Source organism: Enterococcus sp. DIV1411a, assembly GCF_050531945.1.
GTDB classification, from domain to species: Bacteria; Bacillota; Bacilli; order Lactobacillales; family Enterococcaceae; genus Enterococcus_B; species Enterococcus_B faecium.
Window position 1 is genome coordinate 2,264,290 of sequence record NZ_CP172892.1, and the last position, 19,107, is coordinate 2,283,396.

Below are 19,107 nucleotides of genomic sequence, written 5' to 3' on the forward strand. Positions count from 1 at the left end.
GAGAAGCTGTTTTTTGAAATTGTTCCTTGTAACTCAGAGTTAAACGGTAGGCTCACGACCTCTTGGTAAATGGTGTTCAAGAGACAGCCTATCGGCAATAAGAAGCAATTTTGTCATCGCTCAAGGCCGAACGTCTCTTTCACACCCTCTGTTGTTTCATAAAATAGTTTTATTCGCTGTAAAGGTCGCGAACTGGTGTCATGATGATACGGTTCAAGTCATTGATGATTGTACTGAAGCCTTGCTCTTTTTGCATCAAGTCATTGATTACTTCTTCTGATTGGATTTTCACAGCCATTTCTTGTGCTTTCATTGCATCTTCGTCGCTGAACTCTTGTCCACTCATTTGTTTTTCTTGTAATTCGATTTGCATCGCTTGGAAGTCTTTGAACAGTTTGTGTGCTTCTTCGTTTGCTTGTACTTTCTCGTACGCTTCTTTCAACGCTTTGAATTCTGGTAATTCACGGATCTCACGTTCGATTTGATTCGCGCTATCGTAGATGTTTGACATGTTATGCCCTCTTTTCTTTTAGTAGTTACTCTCTATTGTAACATGGGGTTATTCGTTTTCAAAGGGTCTACTCTCCTTGATATTTCCGCCAGAGGTCTTTAGCCGCTTCACCAATTCCCTGAACGCCTTCTTTCACCATATCGCCGAAGTTTTTCAGCCCTTCTTTTGCTTGTTCACCATATTGATTCAAGTTATCTTGCCAATTTCCAGACTCTCCATTAGAATTTCCTGTGTTTCCAACTTGATCTGCAGCTACCACTTGTCCTCCTGTGGCATAGGCATCTGCTACACTAAATCCTGTTTTTGAAGTATACGGAAGGATGCCTTCTGCCGCTGATTTGAAGACTTTCCCGACAACATTTCCACTTGTCCCTTCCAAATAGTGCAGCTTGCTGGATTCTTCGTAACCCATCCATGTCGAAATCACTACGTCTGGCGTGTAACCGATCATCCATTGGTCATTTGCTTTTGTGGCATCGAAATTAGTTTCTGTGGTTCCTGTTTTCCCTGCTATCGTATAACCTGCAGGATTCGCAGCAGCCGCTGTTCCATTTGAAAATGTACCAAGAAGCATGCTGGTCATTTCATCGGCTGTTTCCTTTGATATGACCTGTTTTGGTTTTTTGTTTGTGTTATCGACGATCACCGCTCCAGTCGAATCAACGATTTTCGTGATAAGATGCGGCGTATACATCTGACCATCATTGGCAAATGCACTGTAAGCACCCGCCATGATCAATGGAGATACTCCTTTTTCCAGTCCACCAAGGGCTAAGCCATAATACTTATCAGATTTTGCTAAAGGCAGGCCGAATTCTTCTGCTTTATCATATCCTTTTTGTAAACCGATCTCATGCAAAAGCCATACAGCAGGCAAATTCAAACTTTGTGCAACAGCTTGATACATCGGTACTTCTCCTTGGTATGTCCCGTCAAAATTATGCGCATCGTAATAACTTTGCGGTTCGTCTTTCAAGATACTGGAAGGCTTGTATCCAGCTTCCAGTGCTGGTGTATATACGCTTAATGGTTTGATCGTTGATCCTGGTGAACGACGCATCTGTGTAGCAAAGCTGAATCCTCTAAAGACATGATCTCCTCTTCGTCCTACTAGTGCTTGTACACCACCTGTATTCGGATCTAAAGCTACTGAAGCAGATTGGACCATGGCACCATCTGAAGCATTTGCTGGGAATAATGCACTGTTTTGATAAGTAGCTTCTAATTGCTTTTGATAATCCTGATCTAAAGCTGTATAGATTTTATAGCCTTTATTCATGACATCTTCTTCATCAAGACCATACTCGTTAACTGCTTCATCGATCACTGCATCAAAATAATAAGGATAACGATAACCAGAATCTGAATTATCGTATGTGTCATTAAGATACGCGCTGATATCTGTCTGGCTTTCTGCTTGTTCTTGTTCTTTTGTGATTTTTCCGTTTTCTTCCATTACACTTAGTACCGTGTTTTTCCGATCATTCGCATTTTTTGGGTGATCGATCGGATTATAAATACCAGGACCTTTCAGCATTCCTGCCAAAGTAGCAGCCTCAGACAGCGTAACATTCGTTGCATCTACTCCAAAATACTTTCTGGAAGCGTCTTGGACACCCCATACCCCGTTGCCAAAATAGGCATTGTTAAGATACATGGTCAAGATTTCTTCTTTGCTGTACTTCTTTTCGATCTCGATTGCCAAAAATAATTCCTTCGCTTTTCGATCAAACGTTTGGTCTAATGTCAGATACGCATTTTTGGCAAGCTGCTGAGTGATCGTACTTCCTCCGCCCCCTGATGTTCCGCCAGACAAGACCATTCGGACTGCTGCACGGGCAATCCCTTTGATATCAAACCCGTGATGCTCGTAAAAATTCCTATCTTCTGTCGAGATTACTGCATCTTGGATATAGGGAGAAATCGCGTTTAATTCTACATATGTTCCTTTTTGGGCGTACAGTGTGCCAGCTTCTTCGTTTTTCTTATCATAAATGACTGTCGATTGGCTTAATCCTGATTTTAACGTTTCGACATTTGCTTGTTTTGCTAAAATAAAGAGGTAGATACTTGTCACTAAGACACAGATCAAACCAATCAGCAAAATCAATTTGTTCACATGATATTTTTTCCAGATGCGCTTTCGCCATCGATGGAATTGTCCGAGATATGGTCTGATCCAACGCCAAAAACTGATCAAAGCAGCTTTTATCTTTTCTAAAATGCTTTGAAAATCCATTTGCTTCTTCTCCTGTCTATTTGATTCAATCGTCTTATTTTACCATAGTGAAAGAGTGTTTTCTTCCTGCTTAAGTTGTAGTTCAATATGTTTTTTTACGTTAGTGCAAGTAGAGTAACATAAGAATGAACAGAAAAATGTAAGTTTTTTCTTAAATATGTTTTAAAAATGGTACAATTAGTCTGCAATTGCACTGAAAGGAGTACACTTGTGAAAATCACGATCACTTTACCTATGAACCATCCTGAAACAACAATTCGCGACTTGCTTGAAAAGGAATGGTTAGTTCCTAGAAAGGTTCGACACTTTTTGCGTATACGTAAAAACGTTTGGATCAATCAACAACCTGCTTTGTTCCATCATGAAGTAAAGGGCAATGACCAGATCACATTGTTATTCGAAGAAACAGATTATAATTATCAAGAAGTTCAATTAGGAGATGCGAAGCACATCCGTGTTTTATATGAAGATGAGCATTTGATTATAGTGGATAAGCCTGCAGGAATGAAGACTCATCCAAATGAACCGACAGAAAACAGTACCTTACTCAATCATTTAGCTGCTTATCTCGACACTAAACAGCAACGACCTTACGTTGTCCACCGCTTGGACAAAGAAACAAGCGGTGCCGTTTTATTTGCAAAAAATCCATTTGTCTTGCCGATACTTGGAAGAATGTTGGAACAAAAAATGATCTATCGGAGATATCAAGCCATCGTATGGGGAGAAATTGCCAAAGATATGACCATCACCAATAAAATTGGACGAGATCGCCATGATCGGAGAAAAAGGGTCGTAGATGATAAAAATGGTCAGAGCGCCTTGACACATGTCACTGTCAACAAAGTACTTTCTGAACAAACACAAGTCTATTGTGTTTTGGAAACCGGACGTACACACCAGATCAGAGTTCATTTAGCTCATAAGGGACATCCGATCGTTGGAGACCCTCTCTACCAAAATAGAACAGCTGAACGACTGATGCTCCATGCATTAGAACTGCACATGATCCATCCATTTACTCAAGAAAAAATAGTCGGTAAAGCTTTACCTGGATTATGGGAATAGAAATAAAAAAGAACAGAGTCTTATCAGCAGATAATGATAAGACTCTGTTCTTTTTGTGTAATTTGTCTGCTTACTTTTGATGTTCGTGTTCTGCTAACAGCAAACTACCGATAATCCCACTTTCATTCGGCAGTCCCCAACGAACGATATATTCACTTACTTGAGGTGTTTCCATATAACCACCCATCAATTCAACAAATTGCTGACGGATTTTTTGAAGGAGATGATCCTGATTCATTACCCCACCGCCTAAAATAATCTTTTCAGGTGCTAACGTCAACGTATAGTTGATCAGTGCTTGAGCAATATAATAAGCCTGAATAGCCCAAACAGGATGATCTTGCGGCAGATCTTGCCCTTTGATCCCTGTGCGTGCCTCAATAGACGGTCCTGCTGCTAATCCTTCTAAACAATCTTTATGATAAGGACAAGTACCTTCATAATGGTCATCTGGATGGCGTTTCACCCAAATATGTCCCATTTCAGGATGTGCGATCCCTGAAAAAATTTCTTCATTGATCACGACACCTGCACCGATTCCTGTTCCCACGGTAAGGTAAATACAACTATTTTTTCCTTGTGCTGCTCCTTGCTTCAATTCCCCATATGCAGCAGCATTGACATCCGTTGTCCAAGCAGCAGGAATATTGTAGCGTTCCTTGATTGTGCCAAGAAAATCGAATTGTGCCCACCCTTTTTTGGGAGTTGCCAAAACGTATCCGTAATTATCTTTTGTTTTGTCGATACCAATCGGGCCGAATGAGCCAATCCCGATTCCCTTCAATTCATAACGATCAAAAAATTCAAATACCTGATCCAATGTTTCTTCTGGTGTTGTGGTAGGGATACTTAATTTTTCTAAAATTTCTCCACCATCTGAAACCGCACACACAAATTTTGTTCCGCCTGCTTCTATTCCGCCATACATTCGTTTTCCTCCTCGAATCCGATTGTCCGAATCTCATAAGGTTGGATTATTGGGACAACCGCTTGCTTCGTTGGTTCTTCAAGCAGATTCAATATGACAGTTTTTCCATTGTCTTTAGTTATTTCCAATTTTTCTAAATGACTAGACATATTGAAACCTCTTACTACTACTTTATCACTAAACTTGCTGCGTTTCAAAGCTGTAATTGCAAACGTTTCACTTTTTATCGTTAAATATTGTTGTTTTGAAATCAATGTTCCTTCATGATGTTTGATTTGTTGAGTGGAAAAAGGAATCTGTGCTGCGTATGCATGCAAATAAGTAGAGAATTTTTCTTCTGGTCCATGTAGTTCAATGCTGTAATTGAACCGATGCTCACCTAGACACTGTGCTTCTGGTGTTGGAAAATATCCCCAATCGCCTAGTTCTCCCACACTGCGAAGTAGCGTCACTGCGATTTGTCCGTCTTCTGTTACTTCATATTCATTCAAACCAAAGTTTCCGACTGTTACACCGTACTCTTCATCATGAATATTGACAAATGCTTGCTGATGTTGCGGATTCGTGGGGTTTTCCCAACTTTTAGACACATGGTTTGGGCGCTTCACCACTTCAAAAATACTATCTGCTTCGTGATGTTCCACATGTAACTTTGTAGGAAACAAGACACGTAAGCGATGATCTTTCATCTGATTGTCGAGAGTCGTTTCAAAGTCGATTTTTTTACTATCTTTTCTGATTGTCATGATTGTTTTTATTTGAAGGATTCGTTTTTCTTTGGATCGTTCTGCTTTTCGATAACGAAATTCCACAACCATCTGCTGTTCTTTTTCTAAACGCTCGTCTGCAGAAACAGGGATTTCCATTTCCTGTAGAATACTTATTTTTGCTATTTCCGGTGTATCTACTAATACTTTTACTTCAGAGTTTTCTTTGTTACTGGATAGGATTGGCTGATCACAGAAAGGTTGTTTAAAGATATACTCATTTCCTATATCGCCGATATCTTCAAAAATATGCAGATTATTCAACTTTCGTTTGTTTTTGCGATCTTCCATTGTAATGGTACCATTTTTTTCAATCGTCAAATGTAGAGGGCCGTTTTCGATGATTCGTCCACTCTGATGAATCATTGTTTCCTTTTCTTCTGCTTTCGCTTCCCCTTCTACAAGCGCGAATGTTTCCCAAGAAAATGCTGGCATGTTTTCTAATGGTAAAGTCACTTTGATCATTCTTGCCATATATGGCACACGGAAACGGTCTTTCGGCAAATCATAACCAAATTGGACAGTTTCTTCAGATAAAATAGCTGGTATAGTGGCCCCACTTTTTGTTTCTACATGATACTTACGTTTAGGCAAATTTTCTAACTCTTGATATAGTTGTTCAGGTATTCCTTCAGCGAATCTTTTTCTTTCTAATTCGATGGTTATTTCTGCTTCACCAGTTTTATCCATTCCTGCAGTATTTACAATGACAAATGGAAAGCTGTCTTTTGGGAATCCGGTCGTATCGATTGCTGCGGTCAGCTGTTCTAAGGAATCTTGTGCAAGATACTTTCCAACTTCATCTGCTTTTTCAAAACGAGGTATCATTTCCCGATGGACAGAATCGACTGAACAACCGCAAATACTGTCGTGAGGATGATTTTGCATTAATGTCTTCCAAGCATAATCTAATTGATCATGGGGATAGTTTCCACTAACTTCATAAGCCATCGTCGCAAGTGGTTCTGTAATATTTTCTAGCTGTCGCTGGACCTTGGTATTCCATTGTTTTAAGTAAACCCGAGCAGATGCTGTATTGGCTAAAGTATACCAGCCATCCGTTTCTTGACTTGTCAATTCTCCTTCTACTGAGCCTAAGTCTTCTGGCACATCTTTTTGAACTGCTTCCAGATAGTCAGTAAAATTAGAATGAATAAACTCGTAATCTGGAAACAGTTCATTTGCGAGATGGATTGCTTTTGATATATCTTTTTGTACCGGTTGATGATCAACACCATTCATCATCAATAAGTGGTTCGTAGAGGCATATTGTTCTGCATCCGCTAATTTTTGCTTCCAAAAGGCAAGAGCTGCTTCTTTTTCTACTGGAATCTCATTCCCGTTGCTATACCAATTGGCAAATAGCAGACCAAAGATTGCTGTTTGATCAGGTCCTTTCCACCACATCTCTGAGTATTGGGAAGAATAGTTTTCTGCTTCCAAAACTTGATTATCAAAGCCAATTGGTTTTACACCACGGCCAAACGCTGCTGCTGAAATACCAGCTTGTTTCATTAATTGAGGCGTCTGTCCCATATTTCCAAATGTATCGGGAAAATAGCCTAACATGACAGGGGTTCCCCATTTACGGCTTTCTTCCATGCCAATCAGCATATTTCTCACGTTCGATTCCGAGCTGATAAGAAAATCATCTTGCAAGATATAAAATGGTCCAATTCTCAATTTTCCTTCATTGATTGCTTGTTGGATTGCCTGTCTTTTTTCTGGCCTTACTTGAAGATAGTCATCTAAAATAATCGTTTGCCCATCCAAATGAAAACTGTTGAAGGACGGATCAACTTCAAATAGCTCTAGTAGATCGTCTATCAATTCAATCAGTCGCATGTGATGCTGTTCGTAAGCCATGTACCATTCACGATCCCAGTGGCTATGAGAAATGATATATACTTTCTTTTTCATTTACGATACCTCCTACTTTTCTACTCTAATATCAAAGTAATCCATGACTAATTCGCAAAACATCATATTTGCCCAAGAAAACCATTCTCTCGTATAATTTTCAGGATTGTTCACATCGAATCCTTCGTGCATAAGGTGTGTTCCTGCGTCAGTTGCTACAAGTAAATTCAATATCCGCTCTTTTTCAGATTTGTCTGACGTTGTCATTCCTTCCATAGCTAATGCAATCGGCCAAACGTATTTTTCTGGCGTATGGGAGGATCCAATTCCTTTTGCGTACTTTCCTTCATAGAAATATGGATTTTCTTTACTCAACAATGTTCTTCTTGTTTGCAGATAATCTTCCTCTTGTTCAGAACAATATCCCAAGTAAGGTGCGGCGATCAGATTGGGCACATTACTGTCATCCATGACTGTGGCGTTTCCCATTCCATCTACTTCATATGCATAAATCGTTTGCCCTTTTTGATTAACCGTTCGTCCGTGATTCTGAATCCCCTCTTGGATCTCTTTCTTCAATTTCTGTGTTTGCTGTACAATTTCTTTATCATCGAGTATCGTTTGAAAAATTTCTTCCACATAACCTAACACGACCACCGCAAACATATTGGATGGTACCAGATATCCATAACGGCAAGCATCATCGCTAGGACGGAAACCAGACCATGTCATTCCTGTAAAAGCTGTTTTTGCACCTCGCCCGTCATTGATCAGCGTATCTTCTTTTCTTGTCGTGTCTCGTACAAATGTATAAGGAGAGTGTTCATGATCTTGCTCTGTTTTGAACACGTCCAAGATTTTTTTGATACCTTCAATAAAAGATTGATTGAATTGATCAGTTTTTCCTGTATTTTTGTAAAGAAGATAGGCCAACTGTATTGGGTAGCATAAAGAATCAATTTCATATTTTCTTTCCCAGATCCAATCGTTCATTTTTGTATGATCTGTTTGGTGGCCAGCACCGTTAGCTTCTTCGTTGAAGGCATTCGCATATGGATCGATATTGATATAAAAAAATTGCTTTTTGACTAACCCGCTGATCATGTCAGCTAATTCCTCATCTTCTTTTGCAATCACTAAATAAGGACGAACTTGTGCAGTAGAGTCTCTTAACCACATCGCTGGAATGTCTCCCGTCAATAAAAAGGTGGTTCCGTCATTTTGCTTTTTGACTGTTGTCAACAGAGTATTGGCAAATGCTGCTGTAAAATTCTTTGCCCAGTCCGCATGGATATCCCCACATTTTTGTGTGATATCTTCCATAAATTTCTGCACCGATTTTGGTATATCTTTATAAACCACTAATAAAACCTTCTTTCTATTTGATATATCTTTAAAGATTATACTTCATACAGCCAATTATGTCTACGCTTTCAAAAAATATCTTTTTATTTACTTTTTCATCCATTATGGTATTATTTAAATATGATATATCATTAAGAGGTGTTTATATGAATCAACCATTGTACCAGACAATATTTAATGATTTGCAAACGGCTATTTTAACTGGTGAATTACCTGTAGACAGCCAACTACCAACTGAAAAAGAACTTTCACGTACCTATAAAGTAAGCAGAATCACTTCCAAACGTGCATTGACTGAATTAGAGCAATTAGGACTTATTTATCGCGTTCGCGGGAAAGGCAGTTTCGTTAAATCCGCTTCTCCGGAACAGATTCTTGCTTCTCCTACAAAAACACGACGGCTTCTGTTTCTTCTTCCATATGTCGCTGATTTGTCTGTTGGTGATTTTAGCAAGGGATTGAACCCTGTGATGCAAGATAAACAGATTGATGTCATGATGACGACGCTTGACTTTCTACAAAATAAAACAGCAAAAGAGCTAATCAATGAATTTGACGGATTGATTTATTATGCTCTTGATACAGAACAACATCTTGACTTACTTTTTGAGCTTTCATTGAAAGAATTCCCTGTCGTCATATTAGATAAAAAAATCTATGAGTTACCTTTTCCTACCGTTCTTTCCGATAATTTCCAAGGCGGTGCGCTTGCTGCCTCTTATTTGATCGAACAGGGACATTCAAAAATCGCTTATTTGTTTGGTACGCAGACTCATCCACAATCCGTTCGACAGCGTTACCTTGGTTACCTTGAAGCATTGGACAAAGCTGGTTTGACTTTCCACACTTCACTGGATGACAAAAGCGCGACATTAGATGAATTGCTTTCTTATATCACTAAGTATGAAGTAACTGCTTTTGTTTGTGAAAACGATGTTGTCGCTATCCAGACCATGAATCTCTTGAGACAGCATGGTTATCATATCCCTGAAGATTTTTCAATTATCGGATTTGATGATATCCAAGCAGCAGCTCTTGTTGACCCGCCACTGACAACCATCGCACAAGATTTTGAACAGTTAGGTAAGCTTGCGGGAGATGCTTTGGTCACTTGGTTAGAGACAAAAGATCGACCATCCGATAGTAAATTTCCAGTTTCATTCATCAAAAGACAATCAACAAAGGAGAAATAAAATGAATATCGGTCAAATAGATACTAGACATGCAACAGCGAATCAGCCAAATTTCTCTAATGGGAACTGCCAGCCTTATACTGGCGTTCCTTTTGGGATGAATTATTTTGCACCGCAAACTACGGATCAAAACGGCAGCTGGTGGTTTCATCCTGATGACCGCGTTTTTCAAGGCTACCGTCTTACCCATCAACCAAGTCCTTGGATGGGTGATTTCAGTCATATGCTGTTTACGCCGATCAATGGAAAACTACAGGAGAACACCCTTTTCCATGCTCAAAGTTCTTACCGCCCAGAAGAAAGTATATTTTGCCCGACTCATCTGTCGATCTGTCAATTACGTTATGGCATCTGTTCTACATTGATACCTAGCATGTATGGCGGAATCTTATCTATTGATTACAGCAAAAATGACAGCGGTTTACTTTTATCCTTTCCGGGACGCCATCAGCTCTTTGTTATAGATCCTTACACAGTGGAAGGAAAAATCACACATTTTGCTGGTTCAGAAGATCCTGATTTTTCTTTTTATTTTATATTGAGATTTGAATATCCTTTAACAATTGATGAGTTAGCTGTTTCCAACAAAAATAGCGACTCGATCCCGTTGTATTTTGAACAGACAAAAAAACAAACTATCCGATTTGGGACATCTTTTATCAGCTCGGAACAAGCAGCTTATAACCTGGAACTAGAACAAAACCAAAGCAAAGAGACTTACCTTGCTCACAGTCAAGAACAATGGCAGTCCTATTTTGATCGTATACAGCTCACACACCATGATCAACAACAATTGCGGACGTTTTATCATAATTTATATCGGGTGTTTTTATTTCCACAAACATTTTATGAAATTGATCCTAGTGGGCAAAAAATCCACTATGATACGACTAGTCGATCTATAAAACCTGGTGTTCTCTATACAAATAATGGGTTTTGGGATACGTATAAAACGGTTTATCCTCTTTATTCTTTGATTGCTGTAGAAAAATACGAAGAAATGCTGGAAGGTTTTTTGAACAGCTATAGAGAAAGTGGCTATTTGCCAAAATGGCTGTCTCCTGATGAACGTGGACTTATGCCTGGGACATTGATCGATGCGGTCATTGCAGATGCTGCTGTAAAAGATATCCGACGAGACTTGATGCCTGAATTTCTAACGGCAATGGAAAAAGGTGCTACGGTTCAAAGCAAACATCCAAATTATGGACGCCAAGGAACAGAAGATTACTTGACATATGGCTATGTTCCTAATCACTACCACGAATCAGTCAATCACACATTAGACTATGCTTATAGCGATTTTTGTATTAGCCAAGTTGCCAAGGTACTAGAAGAGGAGGAAATGACGAAGAAATATCAGCAGCAATCATTGAACTATCAAAATATCTTTGACTATGAGTCAGGATTTATGCGTTCAAAAGATAAAGATGGCAAGTTCAGAGAACCATTTTCAGCTAATCGTTGGGGACAAGATTATGCAGAAGGAAGTGCTTGGCAAAGCAGCTTTGCTGTTTATCACGATTTTTCAGGACTGATCGGAAAATATGGTGGCAGTGAGAGATATAAAGAAAAACTCATTGAGCTGTGCAATCAGCCCCCAACGTTTGACCCAGGAGGATATGGTTTTGAGATCCACGAAATGAGTGAGATGGCCGCGATAGAATTTGGACAATTAGCTATTTCAAACCAGCCAAGTTTTCACTATCCTTACTTGTTCAGTTATATAGGACAACCTGAAATGGCACAGCCACTGCTTAAACAGTTGATGACTCAGACCTTCGACGATTCTCCAATGGGTTACCCTGGAGATGAGGACAATGGAAGTATGGCCGCTTGGTATATCTTCAATAGTCTGGGATTTTATCCTGTCACGCCTGGAACCGGTGAATATGTTATCGGTATGCCATTAATTGACAAGGCTGTTTTGCTTTTGTCAAATGGAAAGGAATTGACGATTGAAGCAACGCCTAATCGGCCGCAGCAACAATTTATCCATAAAATCAAACGGATGGACAAAGAATATACGAAATTATATTTTACCCATCAAGATTTGCTGAAAGGCGGCACGATCTCTTACCAATTAGGGATCATCCCTCACCCTAAGAAATATCAAGCAAAAGATTTGCCTTTTTCCTTATCAAACTATAATTAACAAGAGGTTGTGAAAAAGCTGTCCTGCATCAAGTAATAAGAACAGCCAAGCAAAAATAGATCCTCATATTTTTCGTTTGGTTGGTCTTATTACCGCAGATGCAAGCTTTTGAACACCGTTTATTGAGAGGTTGTGAAATCAGCGTTCTGACCTGAGTATTAGAGAGACAAATGGCAAAATAGTTCCTCATATTTTGCCATTTTTTGAGCTAATACCGAGGGTCAGCTGATTGAACACCGTTTAGTGGAGAGGTCGTGAAAAAGCTGTTTAGTTTCGAGTATTAAGAAAAATTTTGTGAAAATGGCTTTCCACATTTTTGCATAAATTTGGCTTAATACCGAGAAACTGGCTTTTGAACTCCGTTTATCGAGAGGTCATGAAAAAGCTGCCTTGCCTCAAGTAATAAGAACAGCCCAAAATTAGATTTCTAGACAATTTTTTATAAGTTATTTCATTACATTGGCTTTTTCTTTTATGATTCTCCACTGTTTTCTCGGTACTCTTTAGGGGATCTGCCGACGATTTTCTTGAATAATTTAGAGAAATACGTGGTGTTGTTGTAGCCAATCTCACTTGCTATCTCATTGATGTTTTGATTACTGTGCAAAAGCAGTTGTTTCGCTTTTTCCATACGTAAATGGTTCAAATAAGCTGAAAAACTTTTTTTCGTTTCTTTTTTGAACAGCTGTCCTAGATACATGACATTTAAATGCAGGTTTTCTGACACTTCTTTGAGTGTAAGTGGTTCTTGATAATGCTGGTGCAGGATTACGATTACTTTTTCCACATTGTCACTGTACTTTTTCTGTCTCTGATGCTTTTTGATGAATGACAGAAGTAGCTGCTGAAGTTCTTGCACCGTTTTTGCCTGATGGATTTTTTCGATTCCTTGTAAATATTCCTCATCTTCCAGATCAATCAATTCCCGTTGAATCTCCATAAACAGTAAAAAACTGGAATATCGTATATCTTCCGGCATCATGGCTGCTAACTGAAACTGTTCAAAAAAATCAGTGATCATTTTTTGAGCGACTTCCAATTGTTTATTTTGCAGCACGCGTCTGAAACTTGAAAAATCGATGGTTTGATCTTTTGTTTCTGCTTGTACTGCGTAAAAAACATGCTCGTCTTTATCTCCATAAAATTGATGCAACTGTAGATTGTCTTTCGCTTGTTGGAATGTTTCAGGGATTTTGTCCAAAGAATCTGTCTCTTCCCCGATACTGATCAGCCATTCCTGATCAGGAAAGTTTTCTTGAACAAAACAACAGAAGCCATCAACTTCATCTGCCTCCAACAACAACGTGATCAATACACGGTCTCCGTAATTTCGTTGATAGTAAAAGATTTGTTGCCGTTCTTGCAACCATCTATTGATAAGAGTATCATGAGTTCTTGCCAGTTGAATCAATACTATCCTATGCTGCTTCTCACTTATTTGTCCTATTATTTCTTCTTCACTTATTTCATCCAATTCTTCATTCAACCATTGACTGAATAACAGTTCTTGATAGATTTCTTGTTGATTTTTTTGTTCATTTTGCTGATCTAACCGTGTTTTGATTTTCTTGAGGCTTTCAACCAATTCGAACTTATTCACGGGTTTCATCAAATAATTCACGGCGCCTAATTGCATACCTCCTTTCAAATAATCGAATTCTTGGTATCCTGATAAAATCATAAATTCAAAATTATGACGTTCTTTTTGAGCCGCTTCAATAAATTCCAGTCCATTTATTTCTGGCATTGTCACATCCGTTACTACTAAATCAATCTGTCGCTGTTCAAGTACAGCTAGTCCTTCTTTGGCATTCTCTGCTGTTGCTACTATTTGAAAGCCTAAACTTTGCCAATCAATTATCTTTTTTAACCCATTCAAAATCATGTATTCATCATCTACCAATAACACTTGATACACGCTCATCCCTCCTTGAATGTAATAGAAACGGTCAGTCCACCTGTCTCATTATTCTCAAGCGACATATAATAACTGCTGCCGAAGCTGGCACGTAAACGTTCATTCACGTTTTGCAGACCGATAGAACCGTGAAGTTCCACTTTAGGATGAGACAGTTTTTCTTCAATCTGTTTTAGCCGTTTTTCAGTCATCCCTTTTCCATTATCTTTGATGATGATCCTTACCCGTTTGCCTTCCTGCAAGACTTTGACACTTAGCGCATTATCGAATCGAGTAAAATCAATACCGTGTTTAAAATAATTTTCAACTAATGGCTGGATCACAAATTTAGGTACTTCGATCTTTTCCAAATCAGGATCGATCATAAAATGATAGGCTACTCGATTAGGATAACGCATTTGATACAAATAGACATATTTTTCGCAAAAGTCCAGTTCTTCTTTTAAAGTGATCGTTTTCTCTTGATTCGTATTGTTTCGAAGCAAAGCGGAAAACGCATACACAACATCTGCTAATTCTTCACTTCCTTCGCTGATTGCATACATTCGGATATATTCTAATGTATTATATAAAAAGTGTGGATTGATCTGTGCTTGAAGCGCCCGCATATGTGCGTCTTGCTGTTTGATTTCTAATTTGTAGATGTCTTCTACAAACTGATTGATGCTATCCAACATTTCGTTGATACCGATTGAAAGTTCCTTCAGTTCATATTCCGTGTTTGTTATGTCGATCCGCGTCTCTAAATTCCCTGCTGCTGTTTGATCCATGGCCTGCATGACGATAGATACTTGCTGTGAATATCGTTTGAATGTTTTATAAAGAAAGATAAGCAGTATATTGTCTAAAATAATGATACCAATGATCAGCGGGGCAAGATTTTTTCCCGTTTCGATTTTTACACTTTTTTTATCTAGTACAGCTAATATACGATAATCATCAGACAGTTCTTGGTGTTGAACAAAATTGTTTTTTTCCAGATCGTCAATCGGCAATTGTGAATTTTTCTTCAGACTCTCTGTGATGATCATTTCTTGTCTTTCAAACGTTTCTTTAGCTATTTTATTATCATGGAATGTGTATAGTCGATTTGTCGTTCCAGAAATCATGTATAAAGAGAGTCCATTGAATGACGTTAGATTTTCTAAAATCATATCTAGTTCTTTCTTTTGAAAACCAATAAAAATACTTCCTGACTCAGCTCCTCCTTGTGTGATAGGCAACTTGATATAAAAGGCGTCTAGTAATTTTGGTGTCCCCTTTTTTATTTCCCCACCTTTGTTTTCTCTAGAAGATTCATAATACTCCGGTAGTTGATTCAACACGATATATATCGCACTTAGTTCTTCATAATTTGCGTAGAGATCTTTGATTTGATTTGGGAAAGAAACTAATTCATCGGTACTGTTTTGCTGTTCGTATACATACATCAGATACTGATCTATGGGTTTTGTTAAGTAGGTCGTCACATTTTCGATCTTTTCGGAATTCCCTACAAGCTGGTTTTTGATGATCCTACTCAAGGTTGTTTTATCATTCAGCATTCTGCTTGTGCTTTGAACGGCATCACTTGTCATGTTTTCTGCCTGTTTTTGATTTTGTTCCCAAGTATGGATACTAAAAATAACGGTAGCAGTCATCGTTACACCGATCATGATAACCGCGTATTTCCGCAACAGACGATTTAGTAAGGTTCCTTTTGAAAATAGAATCCGAAACTTATTCATAACTTTCCAACTGTTTATCTAATTCTTCACGCCAATGTGTTGTCATCGTACCATTCCAAACCGTCAAAAGACCAATGACACCAAACAGGATCAATCCTTTGAATTGCCAAGTCACGCCTAAAATTATACCGCTACCAATAATTATTTTTAGAAAAGACGAAAAGCTGGAAAAAACCGAAATAAAACTTAGCTTTAGCAGATTAGGAACAGAGATCGTATATTCACTATCTAAAATCATACTGTATTGATAAGTAGCAAATAGGCAGAGCAAGGCAAAAAGTAAAATAAAATCAATAGCTAAAAAAATGAGCCCTTTGATTTGAACAGATAAATATAAATTGTAACTCAATAAAGCAGTACCAGATAAAAATAAACTAAATAGCAGATTGCCTCTTAAAAAATTTCTTTTATATATATTCCAGCCTCTTTTTATTGTGATTTCTTTATACTCGAATCCGTACAAATAAAATAGTTCATTGACTGTTTTCCATGCCGCACCTAATCCAAAGATGATCCCGCCGGCAAATGTATATATCCAGAAATACAAGGTTAGTTTTATAACGACCCAGATCCGGATAAATAACTCTTCCAAAACCTTCCCTAACATATCTTCTCCTCCAAACATTAAGTTTATACTTTCTCATTATACAAAAAAAGGTTGGGCAATCAGCACCTTGACCTGATTATTAGAGAAACAAACGGAAAAATAGTTCCTCATATTTTGTCGTTTTGTGAGCGAATACCGAGGGTCAGCTGATTGAACACCGTTTACCAAGAGTTTGTGAAATAGCCGCTTAGTTTCGAGTAGTAAGAAAAATTTTGTGAATATGGCTTTCCACATTTTTACATATATTTAGCTTAATACCGAGAAACTGGCTTTTGAACACCGTTTATTCGGAACAAGAGGTTGTGACACGTCTTTTGTCACAACCCCTTTGTCTTTATTCATTATTATTCTTGTCGGAACTCATCATATTGTTTTTGCATTTCTTTCAATACCTTATCATAGCCAGCCTTGTCCAAAGCGTCTTTCAATTTCGGTAATGTTTCATCTGGATCAACAGTCCCTGTATTCAATCCATCTAAATATTGATTCATGACATTAGAAATATTACTTAATTCTGTTTTGACACTGTCAGTGTTGAAGCTGAATCCTAAAATCGGTGAAGTTTCTGCATCAGCAATCGATTGATCACGTTTGGCAATCATGTCATCCGTAATAGACTCTTGTGTATATAGAATCTTGTTGTTTCCTGTATTCCAAGCAGACATATGTGTATTTGGCTGATAACCATCTAGCAATTTGATTTTATCATCTGAACCATCGACTTTTTCCCATGCTTCTCCCTCGATCCCCCAAACAAGCCCATTCAATAATTCTGGATCACTGTTAAGCAGCCCTAGAAGTTCTACTGATTTTTCTTTATTTTTTGAAGTATTTGATACGACAAAATTTGCCATTTGTGCTTGAGCTGTAGATTTTAGTGGAACAGTAATTGCTTTTGAGACAAGTTCTTGTTTTGCTGCATTTGTCAAAATTGTATCGCCATAATCATACGGTCCTTGTGTTTCTCCACGCATTAGCCAAGTATTTCCTTCTAGTGGATAATCCTTATTGCTCGTTGCAGCGTCACTTGGAATGAGTCCTTGTTTGTACCAGCTATGCATTGTACGTAACAGTCCGATATACGTTTCATTATCGTATTGGTTGATGATTTTCGAATCATCTCCATCCAGATCAATAGCAAATGGTAACGTATTCCCTAAAGGATAATCAAAGTTCCCTTGGACTTTGAAGCCTTGTCCAATGGCAAAAGCTGCCGTGTTTGGTTCTTTTTCATGGAATTCCTTCAAGACTTTTTCTGCATCAGCGTAAGATTGGATTCCATCAATTGAAAGATCGTATTTATCTAGTAAAGCTTTGTTAAAAGTAAGTACTTGTTGAGCAAAGACATTTCCATTGACTGGGAAAGCATATAATTTTCCATTGACCAGATTTCCTTTAATATATGCTTCATCTAAATCATTATAAGCTTTTTCAGCGTACTTAGGCGCTAATTCAGTCAAATCAGCAAAGGCTCCTTTTTGGGCATTGGAAACATAGTTGTTCGCAAAGGCGATATCATAATTTTCCCCGGAAGAAATGATGACGTTCATTTTCTTTTCGTAATCGCCCCAGCCAATGTAATTGATATTGACTTTTACACCGATCTCTTTTTCGATTCGTTTGTTTGCTACTTCCATCAATTGATCGAAATTATCTGGTTTATCTCCGATTTGATACATCTGCAAAGTGTCCGAATTGCTAGCTTCTGCCTGGTCTTTAGAACCAGAACCTCCGCATGCTGCTAATGTTCCCAACAACAACGCTGAAACACCTGTAAAGGCTAGTTTCTTCCATAACTTCATTTTTCTTCCTCCTAATTTTATGATTTATATTTTTGTTTCTTTATTCTTTTACTCCGCCGATTGTTAGACCTTTGACAAAATGCTTCTGGAAAAATGGATAGCTGATCGCAATAGGCAACGTCGAGATGACTACGATCGCCATTCTGGCAGATTCTCCTGGAACTGAGGCTAATCCGCCTGTCAATTGGCTTCCTGCTCCTGAATTTTGTGTCAGATATTGAATATTACTTTGGATTTTCATCAAAAGATACTGTAGTGGAACTAGCTTATCATCTTGGATGTATAGTAAAGCATTGAACCAGTCATTCCAGTAACCCAATGCGGCAAATAAACTGATTGTCGCAATACCTGGAACAGCTAACGGTAAAACGATCTGAACAAATATTCGCAGTTCGCTAGCTCCATCGATCCGTGCCGATTCAATAATCGAATCAGAGACCGAACGTTTAAAGAATGTGCGCATCACAATAATATTGAAGGGACTGACAGCCATTGGCAAGATCAATGCCCAAATCGTATCTTTTAACTGAAGAAGATTTGTCATAACAAGATAATTGGCCACCATCCCTGGTGAGAACAACATCGTAATCAAACAAAAAACGGTAAAAAAACGACGGAATGGAAAGTTTGACCGTGAAATCGCATAAGCATATAAAGAAGTAGCCGTGCTATTGATCAGTGTACCTAAAACAGTAACAAGTACAGTGACGAAAAGCGCTTGGAAAATTTTATCCTGCATCTGGTCGAACAAGTACGTATAACCAAATATACTGAACTTTTCTGGCCAAAAACTGTACCCGTGAGTCGACAATATGGACTCATCGGTAAAAGAGATGGCGATAACAAATATAAATGGCAAAATACAGGAAATAGCAAAGAGTGCAATCATTATATTAGAGAAAAAATTAGCCGTCTTATTGAAAGAGCGGACTTGGACTCTCTCCACTTTCTTTTTTTTCATTTTTTT

13 protein-coding genes are annotated in these 19,107 nt (G+C 38.3%); 3 read left to right on the forward strand and 10 right to left on the reverse strand.

The window, feature by feature from the left end:
• Window positions 1-169 precede the first annotated feature (169 nt).
• On the reverse strand, window positions 170-511 hold the full coding sequence (locus tag IGJ87_RS10980; protein WP_002285994.1) for a YlbF family regulator: 342 nt from the start codon (window positions 509-511) through the stop codon (window positions 170-172).
• Window positions 512-578: 67 nt separating this feature from the next.
• Window positions 579-2,750 (reverse strand): PBP1A family penicillin-binding protein, encoded by a 2,172-nt coding sequence (locus tag IGJ87_RS10985; protein ID WP_002294492.1) that lies wholly within the window; start codon window positions 2,748-2,750, stop codon window positions 579-581.
• 210 nt (window positions 2,751-2,960) lie between these two features.
• Between IGJ87_RS10985 and IGJ87_RS10990 the strand changes: the two genes are divergently transcribed.
• On the forward strand, window positions 2,961-3,818 hold the full coding sequence (locus IGJ87_RS10990) for an RluA family pseudouridine synthase (protein ID WP_002285989.1): 858 nt from the start codon (window positions 2,961-2,963) through the stop codon (window positions 3,816-3,818).
• Between the two features lie 70 nt (window positions 3,819-3,888).
• On the opposite strand, the gene IGJ87_RS10995 is transcribed toward IGJ87_RS10990, so the two are convergent.
• Genes IGJ87_RS10995 through IGJ87_RS11005 form a run of 3 tightly spaced genes read right to left on the reverse strand, consistent with a single transcriptional unit; the run spans window position 3,889 to window position 8,735 of the window.
• The gene (locus tag IGJ87_RS10995; RefSeq protein WP_002285988.1) at window positions 3,889-4,746 is read right to left on the reverse strand and encodes an ROK family protein; all 858 of its coding nucleotides are present in this window, start codon (window positions 4,744-4,746) and stop codon (window positions 3,889-3,891) included.
• The gene (locus IGJ87_RS11000) at window positions 4,731-7,433 is read right to left on the reverse strand and encodes an alpha-mannosidase (RefSeq protein WP_002285985.1); all 2,703 of its coding nucleotides are present in this window, start codon (window positions 7,431-7,433) and stop codon (window positions 4,731-4,733) included. Before IGJ87_RS11000 ends, IGJ87_RS10995 begins: the two co-directional genes overlap by 16 nt.
• 12 nt (window positions 7,434-7,445) lie before the next feature.
• The gene (locus tag IGJ87_RS11005) at window positions 7,446-8,735 is read right to left on the reverse strand and encodes a glycoside hydrolase family 125 protein (protein WP_002294491.1); all 1,290 of its coding nucleotides are present in this window, start codon (window positions 8,733-8,735) and stop codon (window positions 7,446-7,448) included.
• 149 nt (window positions 8,736-8,884) lie between these two features.
• Between IGJ87_RS11005 and IGJ87_RS11010 the strand changes: the two genes are divergently transcribed.
• Both IGJ87_RS11010 and IGJ87_RS11015 read left to right on the forward strand, forming a co-directional pair.
• Entirely contained in the window at window positions 8,885-9,931 is a 1,047-nt protein-coding gene (locus tag IGJ87_RS11010; protein ID WP_089030506.1) for a GntR family transcriptional regulator, read from the forward strand.
• A gap of 1 nt (window position 9,932) precedes the next feature.
• Window positions 9,933-12,086 carry a GH92 family glycosyl hydrolase gene (locus IGJ87_RS11015; protein WP_002285980.1) on the forward strand — a complete coding sequence of 718 codons (2,154 nt, stop codon included), beginning with the start codon at window positions 9,933-9,935 and terminating at the stop codon, window positions 12,084-12,086.
• A gap of 472 nt (window positions 12,087-12,558) precedes the next feature.
• Here IGJ87_RS11015 and IGJ87_RS11020 read toward each other — a convergent pair whose 3' ends face one another.
• The 5 genes from IGJ87_RS11020 to IGJ87_RS11040 all read right to left on the reverse strand — a co-directional run bounded on the left by IGJ87_RS11020 (window position 12,559) and on the right by IGJ87_RS11040 (window position 19,101).
• Window positions 12,559-14,010, reverse strand: a complete 1,452-nt coding sequence (locus IGJ87_RS11020; protein WP_002304851.1) for a response regulator transcription factor — start codon at window positions 14,008-14,010, stop codon at window positions 12,559-12,561.
• Window positions 14,007-15,731 (reverse strand): sensor histidine kinase, encoded by a 1,725-nt coding sequence (locus IGJ87_RS11025; protein WP_002285976.1) that lies wholly within the window; start codon window positions 15,729-15,731, stop codon window positions 14,007-14,009. Before IGJ87_RS11025 ends, IGJ87_RS11020 begins: the two co-directional genes overlap by 4 nt.
• The gene (locus IGJ87_RS11030) at window positions 15,724-16,338 is read right to left on the reverse strand and encodes a DUF624 domain-containing protein (protein ID WP_002297732.1); all 615 of its coding nucleotides are present in this window, start codon (window positions 16,336-16,338) and stop codon (window positions 15,724-15,726) included. The genes IGJ87_RS11025 and IGJ87_RS11030 overlap by 8 nt, the downstream gene beginning before the upstream one ends.
• Window positions 16,339-16,682: 344 nt before the next feature.
• Complete coding sequence (locus IGJ87_RS11035; protein ID WP_002285974.1) at window positions 16,683-18,140, reverse strand: ABC transporter substrate-binding protein; 1,458 nt, start codon at window positions 18,138-18,140, stop codon at window positions 16,683-16,685.
• A 40-nt stretch (window positions 18,141-18,180) separates the two neighbouring features.
• Window positions 18,181-19,101 carry a carbohydrate ABC transporter permease gene (locus IGJ87_RS11040; RefSeq protein ID WP_002285972.1) on the reverse strand — a complete coding sequence of 307 codons (921 nt, stop codon included), beginning with the start codon at window positions 19,099-19,101 and terminating at the stop codon, window positions 18,181-18,183.
• Between the last annotated feature and the right edge of the window lie 6 nt (window positions 19,102-19,107).

Excerpts from the sequence above, each read along its gene's own strand:
- IGJ87_RS11015 (WP_002285980.1), top strand. The coding sequence starts at position 9,933 with ATGAATATCGGTCAAATAGATACTAGACATGCAACAGCGAATCAGCCA.
- IGJ87_RS11025 (WP_002285976.1), bottom strand. The coding sequence starts at position 15,731 with ATGAATAAGTTTCGGATTCTATTTTCAAAAGGAACCTTACTAAATCGT.
- IGJ87_RS11020 (WP_002304851.1), bottom strand. The coding sequence starts at position 14,010 with ATGAGCGTGTATCAAGTGTTATTGGTAGATGATGAATACATGATTTTG.
- IGJ87_RS11040 (WP_002285972.1), bottom strand. The coding sequence starts at position 19,101 with ATGAAAAAAAAGAAAGTGGAGAGAGTCCAAGTCCGCTCTTTCAATAAG.
- IGJ87_RS11035 (WP_002285974.1), bottom strand. The coding sequence starts at position 18,140 with ATGAAGTTATGGAAGAAACTAGCCTTTACAGGTGTTTCAGCGTTGTTG.
- IGJ87_RS10985 (WP_002294492.1), bottom strand. The coding sequence starts at position 2,750 with ATGGATTTTCAAAGCATTTTAGAAAAGATAAAAGCTGCTTTGATCAGT.
- IGJ87_RS11000 (WP_002285985.1), bottom strand. The coding sequence starts at position 7,433 with ATGAAAAAGAAAGTATATATCATTTCTCATAGCCACTGGGATCGTGAA.
- IGJ87_RS11030 (WP_002297732.1), bottom strand. The coding sequence starts at position 16,338 with ATGTTAGGGAAGGTTTTGGAAGAGTTATTTATCCGGATCTGGGTCGTT.
- IGJ87_RS11010 (WP_089030506.1), top strand. The coding sequence starts at position 8,885 with ATGAATCAACCATTGTACCAGACAATATTTAATGATTTGCAAACGGCT.
- IGJ87_RS10980 (WP_002285994.1), bottom strand. The coding sequence starts at position 511 with ATGTCAAACATCTACGATAGCGCGAATCAAATCGAACGTGAGATCCGT.
- IGJ87_RS10995 (WP_002285988.1), bottom strand. The coding sequence starts at position 4,746 with ATGTATGGCGGAATAGAAGCAGGCGGAACAAAATTTGTGTGTGCGGTT.